A 17,403-nucleotide genomic window follows, 5' to 3' on the forward strand; every position below is an offset into this window, starting at 1 on the left:
AACCAATTTAATAATCAAAAATCTTCTGTCCAATAAGCTCGAGGTCTAAAACAGGCAAAATTTCAGTGGCGCATTTTTCCCAATACCCTTGAAAAAACTTGTCAAATTCAGTATTAGGCTCAGCAGATGAAGTTATAATTGAACTCAAATTACATCGCTCGATGCTATTTACTCGATTAACCACCAATCCCACCAACTGATTAGAAGATTCATCAGAACTTATGTGTACCATCACAGTTGTATAGTCAGTAAGAGAACGAGCTTGTCTTGATATGGGGACTAGCCCCATTAAATAACCTAAATCAACAAGCCACATAATTTTACCGCGATAGTTGTAAGCTCCCATGACCCAAGAAGCCATGTGAGGCATAGAGACAACTCGATCTGCGCTAATGGTCAATACTTGAGTAGGTATAAGTTCGAGATTTTTTTGAACTGCCGACTGCCTAGTAATTTTGCTGACTTTTTCAGTTGGGAGTAAAGCGATCGTTCCTGAAGCTAGATGTAGCTGTAAAAATTGCGCTTTTACCTGAGATTCAGCTGAATTTTTTGTAGATATCATTATGCCTCCCCAGCAAAAGTTTGGCGGTTAATCACTTGGTTGATAATAGGAATGATTTCTTGAGAAACAATTGGCTTGGTTAGGTAAGCATCTGCACCTTGCTTTAATCCCCAGAATTTATCGAGTTCAGTTGCTTTGCTAGAACAAAAAACAATCGGAATTTTTTTAGTCTTGGGGTCAGTTTTAAATTGACGACAGATTTCAAAGCCACTGTAACCAGGCAATAAAATATCGAGTATAATTACGTCGGGTTGGTAGTTGCGAAGTTTCTGGATAGCTTCTTCTCCATTTTGAGCCGTTAGCACCTCAAAACCATTTTGTTTTAGACTAAACTCGATCGCTTTACGATCTACCAGACAATCTTCAACAACCAGGACGGTATTCATGAGCTTTTTTTCACCGATAAATAATTAACAATATTAACTAGCAATTAAAGAGTTAAATCTTAATGACATTTTTCCATCAGATAGACTGAAGACTTAAAGCGTAGTGCAATCAGTTGATCGTAAAACGGATTTAGCTTACAAAGAGGAGGAATAGAAATGATGGTGTGGTTGCCAAATTGAATCTTGCGCTCAAAGGGACAGTTATTAGGAATAATTTTACAAAGCAAGCGAGCTATAACAAGACTATTAATTTCAATTGATTCGAGTTGTTTCTGTAATTCGCGAAACAAGACAAAGACAGTGGAATTGTTCATGATTATCCAATTTAGTGAAACAAATTCAGGAGATGGGGAAGTATGGGGGTTAAAGGAAGCGGTAGAAGATAGCGAGACTTCTTTTAAGCAATTTTTTGAGAGGTTTTGTGACTAATTTCAGAAGAGTTACTCAAAGCAAGCTGACTGAGAGTGCAGTGTCGCAAATGTTTGTTCATCGTCTTTTCCACTATCTGGCGATCAACATTGACTTTGCTTAAAAAATCAGAAGCTCCAACCAATTTGGTTTTGACTCGATCTATGACCCCATCATTTCCCGTCAGGATAATAATTGGCGTGTTGCGGAAAACTGAAATGCGACGTAATTTGTCACAAAGTTCATAACCGTTGATATTAGGCATCATTAAATCTAAAAAAATCAAATCTGGTTTGAGTGCCAGCAAAATGCTAAAAGCTTTTAAAGGATCGTTAATTCCCACAAATCGATACCCTGCACCAGTCATAAATTTTTCTAAAGAGCTACAAATTAAAGGACTATCATCCACACAGGCAATTAAAGGTGACTGGATGCAAGTATCAGCAGATGTGCTTAAGACTGGCTCTGGTAAATCGGGAATGTTAATCAACTCCACTAGCCCCGACTGCAAATAAGGTAATAGAGAATTAGTAACTGAGAGAGCGTTTCGGTTCATCTCCAAAGCTAAATCCCGCAAAGTTTGTTGACCGTTTAAGAGTTGGGTCAGCATCTCAAATACAGTTGTCGAGGTGTTTTGTTGTAGTTCTTCTGGTTGTCTGATTATGGGGGCAAGATTAGGGTTATGATCCGTTGCTTTGGCTGCTTGCCAAGATAACCACTGTCGTTTGACTTCTGCTACTATGCGACTCCCATCAATCAAAACTATTCCTTGAGCAGAAGACTGACCTGGTTTTAGCTCATAAGTAATATGTCCGAGTTGGGTAACATCAAACAGTACCTCAACTATAGTTGACCAAATAATCTTAGTGGCCTGTTGACGAGTAATTTTACCCTGTTTGACCCAGGAATACAGCAATTGGTATTGCCAACATCGATTGTAATCTTCTGAAGCAATGTTGGATAGTTCCGATTGTTCGTGAGAGAAATCAACAGCTAGCTCTGGTAAGTAGGTTGTGAGGTTTCTTTGCCATCTTTTGACTGGATGAGTCCCCCCAGTGGCAAATACGACATGACCAAGATGAAGATAAATCGTCCAGTGTTCGCCTTCGGCTTCTTGCAACACTAGTTCACCATTGAATCGCAGTTGTTTCAAAGTATCAAATAACTCCCCCTGCATCGGCAGATCGAATTTGTTCCCCGACAGGATTTTGCTGTCAATGGCTTGAGAAGTAATAGATTTTGCAGAAACTTGATTATTCATCACACTGTTATAATATTCCATTGTCTTTTGCCCTTAGTCATTAGCAACACCAGAACAAAAGACAAATGACAAATGACCAATGACTAATAACTAATGACTTATATTTTTAAGCAGCTAGAGAACGCGAACTCCTTGCTTGTCTTTGATATCCCGCCGAAAGTTGGGTATTAACTCCCGCTACAGCCTTATTCAAATCTTTAAGGGGATAGCTGGGGGTAATCAAAGGTAAATTATCGGCTGCGGTTTGGGTTGTAATCAAAGCACCAGCAGGTACGTATCTCCCATCTTCAATATCTACTCCCATTACCAAAGCTTTTGGTTCGATTACACAATTTTTACCGACAGTGGCGCGAAATACTAATGATTGCATACCGACAAAAGTGTCTGCACCGATACTTGCAGGGCCATGTACTTGGCATTGATGAGCTAGAGAAACGCGCTCGTCAATATAAACACCATAATAATTTCCGTCTACTTCAACTACTGCCTCTTCAATTAGCACGTCGTGATGCCCAGTCTCTAAAGCATGAAGCACTACACAATCTTGAATCTTGACATCGTTACCGACCCAAATTGGCTGACCTTCATCACCACGTACAGAAGCAGCAGGAGCTACTATAACACGATCGCCAAGGTACACGTTACCAATAACAGCAGCCAGAGAGTGAACATAAGCAGTTGATTTTATTTCAGGAATTTTTATTTGACTATTGAAGGAAGCACGAACATTAGCATGAATATTTTGGGAATTTCCGCTATTATTATTAAATGAAATGACCTTACTCATTCAAATTACCTCTTAGATATCACTTTGTTGACAGTTTTTTAGGTAAATTTTTAATTGTCATCCAACAATTTGGGATGTTTTTTCTCAATTAATCTCTATCTAATCAACTTTTCAGGCTTAAAGCTTGATTGGATAGAGTATTATCAAACTTCAATTAACTTATGAAGACACAAAAATCAAGAAAACTTGGAACAATTAAATTTACCCGACCGAAGAAACTGCGTTTAGTTGTTTAACTTGATCTTAAATTAACTAATAAAAGGTAACAAACTAGGAACGAAAAAGTGACGAATACGAAACAATTGAATAATCTCTTTAAATTCAACTGCTGAAAGTCTATGGTTACTTAATTCATAAGTAACTGGGAGAAATTAAACAGAAAAGGGAAAGGGAAGTAAGTAGGGCTAATTAAAGTTAACTGCGAAGTCACGCCCGTCACGCCCGTCACGCCCGTCACGCCCGTCAGAAAGCTCTGTTTTATGTAAAACTTTCTGACATAGTTCATTTTAATTATGTCAGTCTATCTACCTATATGTAGCTATTCTTTCAGAAAAGCGATCTCGCCGTTGGCGAGGCGCGTTGCGATCGCCATTGACAAGTATACACGCCAAATGTGAATTAACTTACTAGGTAGTATTACGGAATTCTATCACTTTTAATTGCTGTTATTTTTAGTCTGCTCCTATAATTGGATGCGACAAAAAGGTAAGGATAAGTGAGGATTGCCCGTTATGCTTCTAAATACCCATAACTTTACAGAAACACAATGGGGACACTCATCACCAAATCACGGGGCATACAAGCACCGCCCTTCGAGGAGTTCGCGCCATCTGGGGTCTCCCCAGATGCTCGTGTCGGACGTGGCGGTGTCAGCCCCTCACGAAGATGTGAAAAATTTTGTTCTAGAATGTTCGGTTTGCGGTCAGTTTCATCCCACAAACGAACACTCAAAAGTAATGGCTGATATGCCTAGCCAACCAGATGCTCTAATTGACGATCTGGTCAAAATGGGTTTCTACAGCTCACAAGCCCTAGATGTCGCTAATAGTATTAGTCGGGTTGAGTTACAAAAAGCTTTATTTCTGAAAGTGGCAGGACGAGGCAATCCTAAACGGGAAAGATTAGTTAACGAATTAATCAAGCAAGCAGGAGGTCTAGACGAGGCTTTTGCAGCAGCTTTTGGACATAAATCCGAACAGTTTTTTAACGACACTCTTAGTAATAGTCGTTTTACTCGTCGTCGATTTTTACGTAACGTAGCGATAGGTGCTGCTTTAGTTGGTTTGGCAAGCTGTAACAATCAACAAGCTATAGAAGAAGAGCCTACTGTTACAGGTGAATTAGAAAAGAAAGATGTCAAAATCTCCTTTTTGCCTATTACCTGCGCGACACCGATTATTATGTCGGAGCCTTTGGGCTTCTATAAAGATCATGGTTTGAATGTGGAGTTAAAGAAATACCCTAGTTGGTCAAAAGTTAGAGACTCAGCGATCGCTGGTGAATTGGATGCTTGTCATATGTTAGCCCCCATGCCCATCGCTATGACTTTAGGCTTAGATGCCACAGCTTTCTCTACACATTTGGCTAGTATTGAAAATAACAATGGTCAAGGAATTGCCGTAGCTAATAAACACAAAGGCAAAATTAAAAGTGCTGCGGACTTCAAAGGCTTTACTATTGGTGTTCCCTATGATTATTCCAACCATAATCTAATTCTGCGCTATTACTTGGCTAGTGGGGGCTTAAATCCTGATACTGATGTTAAAATCTTCATTTCACCTCCTCCCATTGCGATCGCAGATATGAAAGCAGGAAAAATCGATGCGTTTCTCATGCCCGATAACTTTACTCAAAGAGTGGTCTACGACGATATTGGTTTTATCCATATCCTAACTAGAGATATTTGGACTGGTCATCCTTGCTGTGCTTTTGCTGCGGGAGAGAGTTGGATTAAACAACATCCCAATACCTTTAGGGCGTTAAATAAAGCTATTATTCAGGCTGCTGGCTATGCTCGTAATCCCACTAATCGAATTGAAGTGGCTAGAGCGATCGCTGAAGAAAAATACCTCAATCAGCCGATAGATGTATTAGAAGCAGTAATGACTGGTACTTTTCAAGATGGCTTAGGTAATACAAAAACCGTGCCAGATCGTATTGATTTCGATCCCTATCCCTGGCAAAGCTTTGCTACCTGGATTACTACTCAGTTAGTACGCTGGGATTACTTACCAGAAGAAAAAGCTGACTACAAAACAATTGGCGAACAAATATTTCTGACTGACCTAGCTAGAGAATTAGCCAAGGAGCTTGGCGCAAATCCACCCGAAGAATTGTTAAAAGTAGAAAAACTTCAATTTGACACACTCGATCCTCAAAAACCCCAGGCTTACCTCAAAGAGCAAATTGATAAGTTTGGTGTTTAATTCAGCTATTAATTATTGTTAATTATTGTTATGCCTCTTGCTTACATTATAAATATTATTGTTGAATAGTAAATTTTCAGTTTATTCAGTAAACTAGGATATTCAGTTTTGCTATTGTCAGAACTAGAGGTATTTATTTTAAATATTTTTCGATAATTGCTGTTAATTCTTCTTGAGTAAAGGGCTTCGTTAAATAATCTGTAGCACCTACCAATTTGGCTCTAGTTTTATCAATAAAACCAGTATTTCCTGACACCATAATAATCGGAGTTTGGTTACAATTATCACTATCTCTTAATAAGCTACATAGCTTGTAACCATTAATTTTTGGCATAGTAATATCCAATAAAATTAGGTCTGGCTCGCTCCGAAAAATAATTGGGACAGCCTTTACTGGATCTGTAATAGCTGTAACAGCAAATTTTTCTTGATCGAGAAAACGGAAAATCTCTTTTAAAATAGTTGTACTATCATCAATACAGATTATTTTCCAAACTTTATTAATCGGATAGTTGCTATTTTCTTCCTGATGTTGAGTAGTATTTGATATAGTAGGATTAAAAGATTGCCGAGTGTTTTTGTGAATCCGAGGGATATTTGGTAATCGATCTAAAGGTGATTCAGCATCACGTAGATAAATAATTTTATGGTCAATATAAGGAGATAAAATTCGGGCTATTTTAAGCTCATCTTTTTTCAGTAATACTGATAATTGGCGAATAGTAGTACGTCCACGTAATATTTTGGTTAAATCTTCAAGAGTTTGCTGATTTAGTGAGCCAGAGACAGGAAGAGTTTTTTGTTCCCAACCAGGAGTAAAGTAAGGACGTTGATGAACAGAAAGTATTTGCTCACTGCAACTTTGCCATTGCTTGAGTCGAGTTTGCTCTACCTTCAAGCACTCTAAAAGATTTAAATGTAGTGGCTGAACTAGTTGTTCTCTAATCCACAAAGGAAGAGGTTCTTTATCATGCCATGAAACATTACCTTTATCAACTAAAAGACAAAATTGTAAGCCATCTTTAGTCATGTATTCAATTAGTTTTAAAGCTTGAGATGATTTAATATGCTGTCCTGCTAGTAGCCAAGAAATAATCTTACTGTAAAGATTTTGAGTAGAAACTTTGTTTTGTATATGAGACTGTATTTTTAGATAAGATGAAGGTAGTTGTTTTAGGGCTGTTATAGCTTGTTTCCACCCTAAACGATAAAAATAGTACTTCAGTTGGTCTAGTGTCTGAGCAGAACAGTAAACATATACTAATTCTCCTTGTTGTAAATAAATTTTCCAACTAACTAATTGGTCACTAACTTCTAGACAACCAGAATTGTCAAAGCTTGCTAACTGTGACAACAACTCTCTAAGATTAAGTTTTGCGGTTGCTACCATAGGTGATAAATGATCAGCTTACTAAAGTTATAGTTCCCAAAGCAAGTCCATAAAGTATCTTCCTTAAATGATTTTTTACGATAACACTATTATTTAGTTATTGTTTTTTTAGCTACAGATTACTGAATTGTCCCATGACAGAGTAATCGGCAAATCTGCTTTGTTTTTAATTAAGTAGGGTCGGCACGAAAAAGTAATCGGCGCGAGGTTACCCGAATCAGTAGAAACGTGAAATAAGCGGTCTTTACTGACTCGGTGCGATTCACAGTTAACTTTAATTAGACCTACCCACTTATTCGGGTTTTTCTGCTTCATAACTGGTAACGATCGCCTGTATTTGAGGAAGTGCTAAAAGAATTTCGGTATCTTCGATTAAACGATCGCCCCAGAGATTGTCTCTCAAAAATTGAATATCTGCGTAACGATTATCAGTTTCTAAAGCGGAGGTGGCTAGTTCAACCCCTTTTTGTGTATCTCCTTGAGCATAGAGAGCAACAGCTAAAGCTAATTTAGGTTCTGCTTGTTCTGCATCTATTTCCAGAGCAGTTTCCCATTTAGAGATCGCGTCATCGGTTTCGCCCTGTTCGTATTCTACAAGACCAACATTATTAATTGCAGGCCAAAAACTGGCTTCTTGTTCAAAAGCTTTTTCATAAGAATTAATGGCTTTGTTAAATTTCTCTAGCTTGAGATAAGTGTTACCCAGATCGAAGAGTGCTTCGGGTGCATTATCTTCAATTTTCAATCCTGCTTCCAATTTGTCTAGCGCAGCTTCATAGTCTCCTTTTTGAAAGTAAGCATTCCCCAACGTGAACAAGATACCTTCTTCTTCTGGTGCTAAATTTTCAGCTTTTTGTAAGACGTTAATACCGTTATCAATTTGCTCTTGTTGTAGATACAGGCTACCTAAAATAAACCAAACTTCGTAGTTGTTAGGAGCTAGCTGAGTAGCTAGTTCCGCTCTAGGTAAAGCGAGTTCATATTGCTGGAACTTAATCAATTGCACAGCGTCTTGGAGTAGTTGTAAACCTTGCTGCTCAAATTTTTCCGAATTGATTCGCGGTGTATAGGGTATTAGGGCTTGACTTGCTCCAGGAAGAGCCGATGTAGTCAGAATACCAGCACAAGCAATTGAAGAAAATAACCAGTTTAATCTAGGCACGAACGATATAGCCTCAATACAAAATTTACTTAACCTTTATTATCAGTCTATGTTAAATGTATTTTTTCCAGATTGGAAACCTTTTTTAATTAATCAGGATAAATTATGTTTTGCGAAGGATGAAGGAGGAAGAAGTGGTAAGTATTAATTCCTGATTTTTTTTTCGTGCGCGTCTAGGGCTTGTGCTTTGGACAACATCATAACTTCAAGAATCGTTACTATAAAGATAGTTAAGAAACGTTAACAACTTTCATTCTCTAATTCTCTCCAACAATTATTATGGAATTTTCTACAACCAGTAAAAAGCGTCGTTTTCCTCTCTGGGGAATCGGTTTAATTACTGGAGGACTAATCTTAATCGGAGCAAGCACCACCTATGTAATCACTCAGCGCAACAACTCCCAGACGCAAATAGAAGAACTTACTGAAACTGTAGTTCAAGAAAATCTGGCTGTGAGAATTAGAGCTAGTGGTAGGGTTGAACCGATTAAAAACGTTAATGTCAGTCCCAAGAATCCAGGGCGTTTAATCAGACTATTAGTGGAACAGGGCGATCTCGTTTCTCAAGGGCAAACTTTGGCTATCATGGAAAACACTGAAGTCGCAGCACAAAAAGCTGAAGCAGAGGCGCAATTGCAACAAGCGATCGCAAGTTTAGAGCAAAATCAAGTCACAATTCAAGGCAACACCAATCAGGCTCAAGCACGGTTTGCTCAAGCCAAAGCACAATTGCAAGCGATTAAAGCCCGCATTCCCAAAGAAATTAGTCAAGCTGAAGCTCAATTACAATCTGCTCAATCAAGACTTAATTTAACCGCAGAAAGAATCAAGCGAAACCGCTATCTTTTAGAGCGGGGAGCAATTTCTCAAGATGAATTTGATGAAGCAGTGAACGAAAACTCGAACGCCCAAGCTAACCTGAAAGAAATCGAAGAGCGTCTAGTACAGTTAAAAACTACAGAAAGTCCTGAAATTGCCCAATTAGAAGCCCAGGTAACAGAAGCTCAAATAGATTTGCAACAGAAACAAAATAGCTCACAGAATGAAATTGCTGCTTTTAAAGCTCAGGTAACTGCTGCTCAGGCTAGTTTACAACAGATAGAAATACAGTATTCTGATACTGTTGTGACCGCCCCTTTTGATGGTACTGTTACCCAAAGATATGCTGTAGAAGGTTCTTTTGTAACTCCTACTACTTCGGCTTCTACTTCGGCTTCTGCTTCGGCTACTTCTATTGTCGCTTTAGCTCAGGGTTTGGAAATTATTGCCAAAGTACCTGAAGTCGATATTAGTCAATTGCGAGAGGGGCAAAAGGTAGAAATTGTTGCTGATGCTTATTCTGAAGAAGTGTTTGAGGGTGAGGTAAAAAGAATTGCTCCAGAAGCGATTGTGGAAGATAATGTAACTTCTTTTGAAGTTCGTATCTCTTTAGTAACTGGTGAGGACAAATTACGCTCTAAAATGAACGTTGATGTTACCTTTATTGGTCAAGAATTAAACAACAGTTTAGTTGTACCTACAGTGGCAATTGTTACTGAAAAAGGAGAAACAGGAGTTATGAAACTTAACGATAAAGGACAACCCGAATTTACTCCTGTAACTATTGGTTTAACCATTAAAGATAAAACTCAAGTTCTCGAAGGAATTACCTCAGAAGATCGAGTGTTTATCGATTTACCAGAAGAACGTAGAAATTAAGAGAAATAATTAGTACTTTGGCAAGTTAATCTCAAACCTTAATTATGTAATTCTTTCAACCTTACTAAAGATAAACAAAGTAAAAGAGAATAGACTCTTTTTTCTCAAATATTTTGGGTTGACGAGCGACCACGGCACTAGGTTTCCGCAAGCTTTGGAACGCTCAAGTTTGACTACAAGTCAGGCTATCAAAAAGTCCACAAAATAGGCTGAAACCCATCACCTATTAACCATTACTCTTTCTTACAGAATACTTTTTCGTACCGACCCTAATTAGTTAAAGTTCTCTTTCTCTTTGACGTAATAAATCTTCAGCGATTTGATACCATCTCCGACGATATTTAAGATGTTCGGTACTATTGGTTAACGCAACATTTTCCATTTCTGGATATTGACGATAGAATTCTCGATCTACTTGTCCAAAAAAGATTCCCGAATCAATATTAAGAGCTTGAACTCTTTGATAAATATCTTGTTGTTGATTACGTTCTCTACTAGTTATCGAAACTGGTAGATTGATTGTTTTTCTGATGACATAAATAGTCTTACTAACACTATTTCTAATACCAGATAAAGAGATGGCACTTCGTATATTTTGAATTGTCGAGAAAGTGATGATTCCTGGTATAATAGCTGCTGCTATTGTGATTAAAACCCATTGCCAAGGACGAATACGACGTGCATAGGGTAATTTGTTTACCTGGCGAGAAACGACTTGAGATATAGCGATCGCTTTAGTACTAACACGTGAAAGATTATTAGTAATTCGTCTAGTAAATTGTAAGGTAGGCTGTTTTTCTATGTGACTAATAGAGCTATTGTTATTACTAGAAACTCGATTTTTAGGCGCAACAACTAGGGTTTGAATGCGGGAAATCAAAGAATTAACTAAAGAGGGTTGATGCTTATTTAAAATCTTTAAAACTTCTGAAGCATTTTGATAGCGATCGCTTGGTCTATAAGCCAGCATTTTATGCAAAACTTTAGCTAAATGGGGACTCACTTTTGCTCTTTCTTGCCAATGCCATTTTCCTTGATGAGCATCGTATAATTTATCTGGAGTTTCACCTGTTAATAAAGTAACTGCGGTGGCTGCTAAAGCATAAAGATCGCTACAAGGAAAAGCACTACCACTACGCATCTGCTCTTCTGGAGCGTAGCCTTTTTTTCCCACTAAAGTAACTAAAAAACCCTGAGAGCGAGAAACCGCATTAGCAGCAAGTTTGACACAACCAAAATCAATTAAAGCTGGTTTTTTATCTGCTCGACGGTAAATTAAATTATCGGGAGAAATATCCCGATGAATTAAATTTTGCTGATGAATATATTCTAAAACAGGTAATAACTCAGTAATTAGCTCAATAACTTCTGATTCTGTAAATTTACCCTGTTCTTGCAACAGATCGTAGTAAGTTTTCCCTTCTATATATTCTTGAACTAAAAAAAGCAGTTTTTTGCCATTAACTTTAGTTCTCAATAAAGCCTTAAATTCAGGAATACGTTCGTGTTTTAGCTTGTAAAGAATTCCCGCTTCTCTCTCAAATAATTTTTCCGCCTTTTGCAAATCAGCATCATTTTCTACCAGAGGAGCAAACTCTTTTAAGACACACTTTTCATCATAACGATGGGTATCTTCTGCTAGATAAGTACGTCCGAAACCTCCCTGTCCAATTTGCTTGATTATTCTATAGCGATCGCCTAAAATAATTCCGTTTGGTAATTTAGAAGATGTCCCAATCATTGTCATCGAATGTGAAGTAAAAAAGATAAGGTTATTGTAGCCCTAGTCTCAAGTAATCTGGCTTTAGCGATCATCTAATCACCAACGACAAAATAGTAGTCACTGACTATTAACCATCTTCACCAGATTATTTTGATTATTCCCTTTAATTTACTGAGCAAACTTTTTGATTGTTTGTTTCCACTCTAGTAAATATTCACGAAGTGAACGCAAGCTTCGTTCTTGAAGGGCGGAGTACTGTTCACCAAAACGAGACTGATAAACTACTAAAATCAAATTTATAATGATACAGGTTGCTCCTAAACCCGCCAATATAAAAGTAACAGGAGTAATCACCCCAATCATAAACCAGGTTGCAACGTGCAGAAATAAAGTCAAAGCAAATGTCACTGCAACAGTAGCACAAAGGCGTACTCGCAAAGGAGAACGCTGCGAAACGACCATTATAAATGTTTGCACGGTAGTAAGCAGATTAGCTGGTACGAGAAACGCACAGATAGTAATGCAGTTATTACGCGAAAATTGAAAAATAGGTTCTAAATCAAACACAATCGGCTATTTGTTACTATTCTTTAGTTGATATGTTCTAATATTATCTTCTTTTTTCGAGCTTGTTGTGATTTTATTACTATTTCTCAAGATAAAAAAACCTGTCTTGCAACAGGTCAGTCTCAGAAGATTCTTATTTACTTTTATGACTTTTTCTTCCTTTTTTGCTTAATACTACCAAAGCCAATAGCTCCTAAAGTTAATAAACTGGAAATAGATGCTGGTTCAGGCACAGAAACAGGAGGATCGAAGAGTAAAATTTGAAAGCCAATACGAGAGCGAGCGAATGGTCTGTCTTCTTGCGGATGTTTACCACCAGTAGGAATATCCATGGCAAAAGTTCCAGACATAGAGGTGATTTCTGAGTTAACCGAATTCAATTGAGTTGCACCAGCATTGATAGTGTAAAAGTTCTTTACTGTAGTCGATGTATTCGTATCTGTATCTGAAGTAGCGGTGAAGCTAATATTAGGATCTTGTGTGACTGAAGAATTGCCATTTAAAGGGTCAATAATAACTTCATCAACAGTAATTGTGATGGCCGTACCTGCATCGATATAGGTACTTTCGTCATCGGCTCTGGCTAGAATGCCAAAAGCATTAAACTTGTCTAAATTTTTAGTTGGAGAATCAGATAAATCAAAATCATAATCAATTTCATCACCTTCAACATTGAAAGTAGCAATATTTGTATTAGGGTTCCAAGTCAATGTCCAACTATAAACGCTTTCGTCAACCCAATCTAATTCTAATTGATCTGCTAAATCTGCTTGAGCACCATTAAGTCCGATTCCAACTTCGTAATCTGCTGCTCTTGAAGCTCCTGCTCTCCCATCTACTTTTCCTATATCAGTTACATCACAATTGTCTTCAAATGTTTCTTCGTCACTTCCTTGATCGAATAAATAATCGCCTGATGCAGTTCCAGGATTAGAGCCAAAAAAACCTCCCGCAAACCCTGTTGGGACTAAACAAGATGCCAAAGTGGCAGCAGAGGCTGAGTCTGTATTTAAACTTAATCCAGTTAATAAACTGCTAGCTAATAAAAAAGCCGAGATATTTTTATTGTTTATCATAAATTTTTCGACAATCATAATAGATTTAAATTAATAATGATAACGTCAATTGTAAATGCGATTAAACATTATAGTCAGTAGAAAATTTACTGATTCAATACCTTTATTGACAGCAGAATATAGTTATAAATACGGAGTTTATTTGCTAAAAATACAGAGTTGAGTTGATAAATTTTAAAGTCAGTTAGATAAAGTGTTGTAGCTCATTTTAGCTGTGATTAATTTTGCCCATAAAAATACCCCTCTCTGAAGAGAAGGGCAGATTGTAGTACAAAATAAAAAATAGTGGATGTACTTAGAGATCTCCGCCACGTGCAGCTAACAGAAAAATTACCACAGGACCAGAAATCATAATAAGAGCGACACAAGTTAATTGAAAAATTATGTTGAAATCAATACTATTAAATACGCTGAAAATACTTGCTAGAAAATCCATTTTTTCTCCTAATATTTGCTTAAACTAGATTAAACAGAGTAGCTGAATGCTATTAGCTATAATCTATAATACCTGGAATTTGCCTCTTCTTAGCAAAGTATTAAATCTATATAAACTTTTATAAAGAAAAATTTATTGATGGGTAATACCCAGATATAACTCTCCTACCTTGGGATCGTTAAGTAAATCCGTTCCTGTTCCTTCAAAGCGATCGCAGCCATTCTCTAAAACATAACCCCGATCTGCCATCATCAGGGCTTTTTGGGCATTCTGCTCTACTAAAACAATTGCTTTTCCCATTTGTTGAATAGCCTTAATTTGTTCAAATACCCCATTAACCAAAATCGGCGATAACGCAGCAGATGGCTCATCTAGAAGCAAAAGATCGGGATCGAGCATTAAGGCTCTACCCATAGCTAACATTTGTCTTTCTCCTCCTGATAGAGTTCCTGCTGGTTGACGGCGACGCTCTGCTAATCTGGGAAACATATTATAAATATTATCTTTAAGCGATTTTAGAGAGCCACTACGAATAAAAGCTCCCATTTCCAGATTTTCTTCTACCGAAAGAGAAGGAAAAACGTTAGAAACTTGTGGTACGTAACACATTCCTTTACGTACAATGCGATCGGATTTTAATCCAGCAATACTTTCGCTTTTAAAAACAATCGTTCCTTTGTTAGGAGTCAGCAAACCAAAAATGGTTTTGGCTAAAGTAGATTTTCCTGAACCATTAGGTCCAATGACAGCAACTAACTCCCCTTGAGCAATCCGAAAGTTAATCCCTTGTAATATGTTTAACCCTTCCAGATAACCTGCATAAACATTATTTACTTCCAGGATGTTGTTGCTCATTAGATTAATAAAAGCTCGATACTTTAATTGAAAAAAATTTAAAATTGGTAAAGAAAACCCGTTGTCGATATAATTTTACTGTGAAGTACGGCATATCGCGTAGTTTAAATTCGTAGATATAGTTAAAATACTAATTACAAGATGGGGCTATTATAGTTAAGAGTGGAGTTATGAATATTAAAAGATTATCATCCGTCGCTGCAATCAGCGCGATTGCTTTGGGTTCTGCGATCCCAGCCCTTGCAGAAACCAGCACACCTTCTAAGGTAACTTTCTCCTGTGAAGTTAGCAATGGTATACCTACTACCATATTGCAAGCAGAAGATACCCAAAGAACAATTTTTAATTGGGAAAGCGATCGCCTTTCTCAAAGCAAAAATCCTCTTAAGTTGTGTAACGACGTAACGGCAAAATTAAACAACTATTCTGCCAATCAAAGCCACGACTTATCAAAGCTAACTTTCAAAGCAGATGTACAGAGTCAATTACCTACTATTTGCGCTACTGACGATCCCGCAGCTTGTAATACAGTACTGTTTACGTTATCGCCTACGGAACAACCTGAAATTGTGGCAAATAGTGTATTGAACGATATTTTAGATAAAAGCCTACAATCTGACAACCAAACCAATGATGGCAGAAGAGGTTTACAGTCGGTATCCCATTCAATCGACATTTGGGAATTGATTTTAGGCAGAAAAGTCATTAAAACATTCTAAATTGACTAAATTTGCCAGAAAATTTCCTTGGATTTGGCGTTTACTGTAATTTTACGTCTATTTTTTCTAACAAATCAATAGTAGTTTGATGTTGGGGATTAATAGCCAGAGATTCTTGACAATGAGCTTGAGCGTCTTGATATTCTTCTAACTCGTACAAAGCTTGACAAATTTGAGTCCAAGCCCAAAAATAATCAGGTTCGATTGCTAATACTCTTCGAGTGGCGGTAATCGCTTCTTGGTATTGACCCATTGTTAAGTATGCCTGTCCCTTATTGTACCAAGCACGATAGAAATTTGGATCAACAGCGATCGCTTGCTCGTATTCTCTCATAGCAGCTTCATATTGTTGAAGGTCAAATCTGGCTAACCCTCGACAATTCCAGGCTTCGGCAAAATCAGGGGCGACATTAGTAGCTTGAGCGCAGGATGCAAACTTATCTAGTGGTCTAACCAGTTTTCCTTCAGCAAAGCCTTTATTCGTCCAAGCTTGCACAAAATTGGGTTTAATTCTAATCGCTTTCTCAAAAGCAATAATAGCTCCTTCGTATTTTTGATTGCTCTTTTCTTTTTCTACAGCAGCATTTCCTTCTTGAATGAGACTATTACCTTCAGTGTAGTAATTTAAAGCTTGAATAGCTCTCCAAATCCGAGGACTGAAAATAACAGCCCCAATAAATATGGGAGTAACAATTATTCCTAACCAAAATTTCCAAGTACGTTTTTGAGGGTTAGTATTGGCGGAGGTGACTGCTTTTTTTGATGTTTTTTGGGTTTTGTCTTCTGGCTTCGGATTTTCTAAGGCTAATAGTACTTCATTGGCATTTTGATATCTTTTAACCGATGAATTGGCGCAAACCATTTTGTCAATAATGTCTGCTAATTGAGAACTGCACTGCGGAGCGCGATCGCGCCAAATGATATTTTCAGTTTCATCATCTCTTGGCAGTTGATCGGGGTGAAAACCAGTAATCCCATTAATTGCAGTCATCCCTAAAGCATAAATGTCGCTGTTAAAGCGAGGTTTCCCTAGATGTTGTTCCCGTGGCATATAACCAGGAGTCCCGACGACTACAGTTTGATCGATATTAGTTTGTCCTTCAGTCAAGGTCATATTGGTGATTTCTTTGACTGCACCAAAATCAATCAAGACAATTTTGCCATCATCTCTTCTAATAAGGTTAGAAGGCTTTATATCACGATGAATTACATTGTTTTTATGCACAAAAGCTAAAATTTTTAAGACATCTAGCAAAAAACTCCTAACTTTTTCCTCTGTCCAAAGTTGTTGATTGTCTGGAATAATTTCCTCTTGGCTCAGATCTTTACCCTGAATGAATTCTTGAACCAGATAAAACTGATCCCCTACTTGTAAATGCGCTAATAAGCGAGGAATTTGAGCGTGACTACCCAATTTATAAAGGACATTTGCTTCGTTATCAAATAACCTTTGTGCAGTTTTCAACACAAATTCCTCACTAGATTGAGGTTTGAGTTGTTTGACAACACAAAGAGGGTTGCCAGGCAGTTGTGTATCTTGTGCAATAAAAGTTTCACATAAATGAGTTTGTCTTAACAACCTGACAACTAGATAGCGTCCTCCTATTAACTTGTCTAACTTATCAGACATAGAGTGTTGAAGTAGAGTAGACTTGACGAAGTGAACATAAGCTAAAAGACTGCGGGTTTTTCAAGCAACTGAATTCGATCCAGGTGACAACCCCTTGTCTGTAAAGGTCTTCTCCCGACGGACAATTCATAGATTCGAGGCTTCCTCAAACCCCGTGTCCTCAGCCTGTAAGCCTCGTCCGCCTTTTTGGGGCAGAGTAATATTCACTGTGATACTGAGCAATGAACCAATAACCATCAAAGAAATTTGCTTAAAATAATCGATCTCAAAGACTATAGTAAAAGGTTATCGATTTGAACACCAATTAATTTAGTCTC

The 17,403-nt window shown here is 37.6% G+C and carries 17 protein-coding genes; 3 read left to right on the top strand and 14 right to left on the bottom strand.

The window, feature by feature from the left end:
* Positions 1-7 precede the first annotated feature (7 nt).
* The 5 genes from H1P_RS00775 to H1P_RS00795 all read right to left on the bottom strand — a co-directional run bounded on the left by H1P_RS00775 (position 8) and on the right by H1P_RS00795 (position 3,404).
* Positions 8-562: a chemotaxis protein CheW gene (locus H1P_RS00775; protein WP_144863155.1), complete on the bottom strand. Its 555-nt coding sequence runs from the start codon at positions 560-562 to the stop codon at positions 8-10.
* Positions 562-948: a response regulator transcription factor gene (locus H1P_RS00780; RefSeq protein ID WP_144863157.1), complete on the bottom strand. Its 387-nt coding sequence runs from the start codon at positions 946-948 to the stop codon at positions 562-564. The genes H1P_RS00775 and H1P_RS00780 overlap by 1 nt, the downstream gene beginning before the upstream one ends.
* Before the next feature lie 59 nt (positions 949-1,007).
* A complete protein-coding gene (locus tag H1P_RS00785) occupies positions 1,008-1,262 on the bottom strand; it encodes a Mo-dependent nitrogenase C-terminal domain-containing protein (RefSeq protein WP_144863159.1) in 255 nt (84 codons plus the stop codon).
* Positions 1,263-1,345: 83 nt separating this feature from the next.
* Positions 1,346-2,617, bottom strand: a complete 1,272-nt coding sequence (locus H1P_RS00790) for a response regulator (RefSeq protein WP_144863161.1) — start codon at positions 2,615-2,617, stop codon at positions 1,346-1,348.
* Between the two features lie 106 nt (positions 2,618-2,723).
* A complete protein-coding gene (locus H1P_RS00795; RefSeq protein ID WP_144863164.1) occupies positions 2,724-3,404 on the bottom strand; it encodes an LbetaH domain-containing protein in 681 nt (226 codons plus the stop codon).
* An 845-nt stretch (positions 3,405-4,249) separates the two neighbouring features.
* Between H1P_RS00795 and H1P_RS00800 the strand changes: the two genes are divergently transcribed.
* Entirely contained in the window at positions 4,250-5,830 is a 1,581-nt protein-coding gene (locus H1P_RS00800; RefSeq protein WP_144863241.1) for a CmpA/NrtA family ABC transporter substrate-binding protein, read from the top strand.
* Positions 5,831-5,963: 133 nt separating this feature from the next.
* Here H1P_RS00800 and H1P_RS00805 read toward each other — a convergent pair whose 3' ends face one another.
* The 3 genes from H1P_RS00805 to H1P_RS00815 all read right to left on the bottom strand — a co-directional run bounded on the left by H1P_RS00805 (position 5,964) and on the right by H1P_RS00815 (position 8,382).
* Positions 5,964-7,220, bottom strand: a complete 1,257-nt coding sequence (locus tag H1P_RS00805) for a response regulator (RefSeq protein WP_144863166.1) — start codon at positions 7,218-7,220, stop codon at positions 5,964-5,966.
* A 108-nt stretch (positions 7,221-7,328) separates the two neighbouring features.
* Positions 7,329-7,535, bottom strand: coding sequence for a hypothetical protein (locus tag H1P_RS00810; RefSeq protein ID WP_144863168.1), 207 nt, complete (start codon positions 7,533-7,535; stop codon positions 7,329-7,331).
* Complete coding sequence (locus H1P_RS00815; protein WP_144863170.1) at positions 7,513-8,382, bottom strand: tetratricopeptide repeat protein; 870 nt, start codon at positions 8,380-8,382, stop codon at positions 7,513-7,515. Before H1P_RS00815 ends, H1P_RS00810 begins: the two co-directional genes overlap by 23 nt.
* 279 nt (positions 8,383-8,661) lie before the next feature.
* Between H1P_RS00815 and H1P_RS00820 the strand changes: the two genes are divergently transcribed.
* Positions 8,662-10,080, top strand: coding sequence for an efflux RND transporter periplasmic adaptor subunit (locus H1P_RS00820; protein WP_144863172.1), 1,419 nt, complete (start codon positions 8,662-8,664; stop codon positions 10,078-10,080).
* 277 nt (positions 10,081-10,357) lie between these two features.
* On the opposite strand, the gene H1P_RS00825 is transcribed toward H1P_RS00820, so the two are convergent.
* From H1P_RS00825 to H1P_RS00845, 5 genes are all read right to left on the bottom strand, one after another.
* Entirely contained in the window at positions 10,358-11,821 is a 1,464-nt protein-coding gene (locus tag H1P_RS00825) for a serine/threonine-protein kinase (RefSeq protein ID WP_144863174.1), read from the bottom strand.
* 150 nt (positions 11,822-11,971) lie between these two features.
* Positions 11,972-12,265: a hypothetical protein gene (locus H1P_RS00830; RefSeq protein WP_186375781.1), complete on the bottom strand. Its 294-nt coding sequence runs from the start codon at positions 12,263-12,265 to the stop codon at positions 11,972-11,974.
* Between the two features lie 248 nt (positions 12,266-12,513).
* Entirely contained in the window at positions 12,514-13,464 is a 951-nt protein-coding gene (locus H1P_RS00835) for a PEP-CTERM sorting domain-containing protein (protein WP_144863177.1), read from the bottom strand.
* A gap of 277 nt (positions 13,465-13,741) precedes the next feature.
* Positions 13,742-13,882, bottom strand: a complete 141-nt coding sequence (gene psb30, locus H1P_RS38745) for a photosystem II reaction center protein Ycf12/Psb30 (RefSeq protein ID WP_144863179.1) — start codon at positions 13,880-13,882, stop codon at positions 13,742-13,744.
* Positions 13,883-14,014: 132 nt separating this feature from the next.
* The gene (locus H1P_RS00845; protein WP_144863185.1) at positions 14,015-14,737 is read right to left on the bottom strand and encodes an ABC transporter ATP-binding protein; all 723 of its coding nucleotides are present in this window, start codon (positions 14,735-14,737) and stop codon (positions 14,015-14,017) included.
* Between the two features lie 170 nt (positions 14,738-14,907).
* Here H1P_RS00845 and H1P_RS00850 point away from each other — a divergent pair, with 170 nt between their 5' ends.
* On the top strand, positions 14,908-15,456 hold the full coding sequence (locus tag H1P_RS00850; RefSeq protein WP_144863187.1) for a COP23 domain-containing protein: 549 nt from the start codon (positions 14,908-14,910) through the stop codon (positions 15,454-15,456).
* 40 nt (positions 15,457-15,496) lie between these two features.
* Here the strand turns inward: H1P_RS00850 and H1P_RS00855 are convergent, their stop codons facing one another.
* Entirely contained in the window at positions 15,497-17,086 is a 1,590-nt protein-coding gene (locus H1P_RS00855) for a protein kinase domain-containing protein (RefSeq protein WP_144863189.1), read from the bottom strand.
* Between the last annotated feature and the right edge of the window lie 317 nt (positions 17,087-17,403).

The organism is Hyella patelloides LEGE 07179, assembly GCF_900659865.1.
Taxonomy (GTDB): Bacteria; Cyanobacteriota; Cyanobacteriia; order Cyanobacteriales; family Xenococcaceae; genus Hyella; species Hyella patelloides.

Bases quoted from the DNA above. Each gene is read 5' to 3' on its own strand.
- H1P_RS00775 (WP_144863155.1), bottom strand. From the start codon at position 562: ATGATATCTACAAAAAATTCAGCTGAATCTCAGGTAAAAGCGCAATTT.
- H1P_RS00855 (WP_144863189.1), bottom strand. From the start codon at position 17,086: ATGTCTGATAAGTTAGACAAGTTAATAGGAGGACGCTATCTAGTTGTC.
- H1P_RS00845 (WP_144863185.1), bottom strand. From the start codon at position 14,737: ATGAGCAACAACATCCTGGAAGTAAATAATGTTTATGCAGGTTATCTG.
- H1P_RS00790 (WP_144863161.1), bottom strand. From the start codon at position 2,617: ATGAATAATCAAGTTTCTGCAAAATCTATTACTTCTCAAGCCATTGAC.
- H1P_RS00825 (WP_144863174.1), bottom strand. From the start codon at position 11,821: ATGATTGGGACATCTTCTAAATTACCAAACGGAATTATTTTAGGCGAT.
- H1P_RS00810 (WP_144863168.1), bottom strand. From the start codon at position 7,535: ATGAAGCAGAAAAACCCGAATAAGTGGGTAGGTCTAATTAAAGTTAAC.
- H1P_RS00850 (WP_144863187.1), top strand. From the start codon at position 14,908: ATGAATATTAAAAGATTATCATCCGTCGCTGCAATCAGCGCGATTGCT.
- H1P_RS00835 (WP_144863177.1), bottom strand. From the start codon at position 13,464: ATGATTGTCGAAAAATTTATGATAAACAATAAAAATATCTCGGCTTTT.
- H1P_RS00820 (WP_144863172.1), top strand. From the start codon at position 8,662: ATGGAATTTTCTACAACCAGTAAAAAGCGTCGTTTTCCTCTCTGGGGA.
- H1P_RS00800 (WP_144863241.1), top strand. From the start codon at position 4,250: ATGCTCGTGTCGGACGTGGCGGTGTCAGCCCCTCACGAAGATGTGAAA.
- H1P_RS00780 (WP_144863157.1), bottom strand. From the start codon at position 948: ATGAATACCGTCCTGGTTGTTGAAGATTGTCTGGTAGATCGTAAAGCG.
- H1P_RS00795 (WP_144863164.1), bottom strand. From the start codon at position 3,404: ATGAGTAAGGTCATTTCATTTAATAATAATAGCGGAAATTCCCAAAAT.
- psb30 (WP_144863179.1), bottom strand. From the start codon at position 13,882: ATGGATTTTCTAGCAAGTATTTTCAGCGTATTTAATAGTATTGATTTC.
- H1P_RS00805 (WP_144863166.1), bottom strand. From the start codon at position 7,220: ATGGTAGCAACCGCAAAACTTAATCTTAGAGAGTTGTTGTCACAGTTA.
- H1P_RS00830 (WP_186375781.1), bottom strand. From the start codon at position 12,265: ATGGTCGTTTCGCAGCGTTCTCCTTTGCGAGTACGCCTTTGTGCTACT.
- H1P_RS00785 (WP_144863159.1), bottom strand. From the start codon at position 1,262: ATGAACAATTCCACTGTCTTTGTCTTGTTTCGCGAATTACAGAAACAA.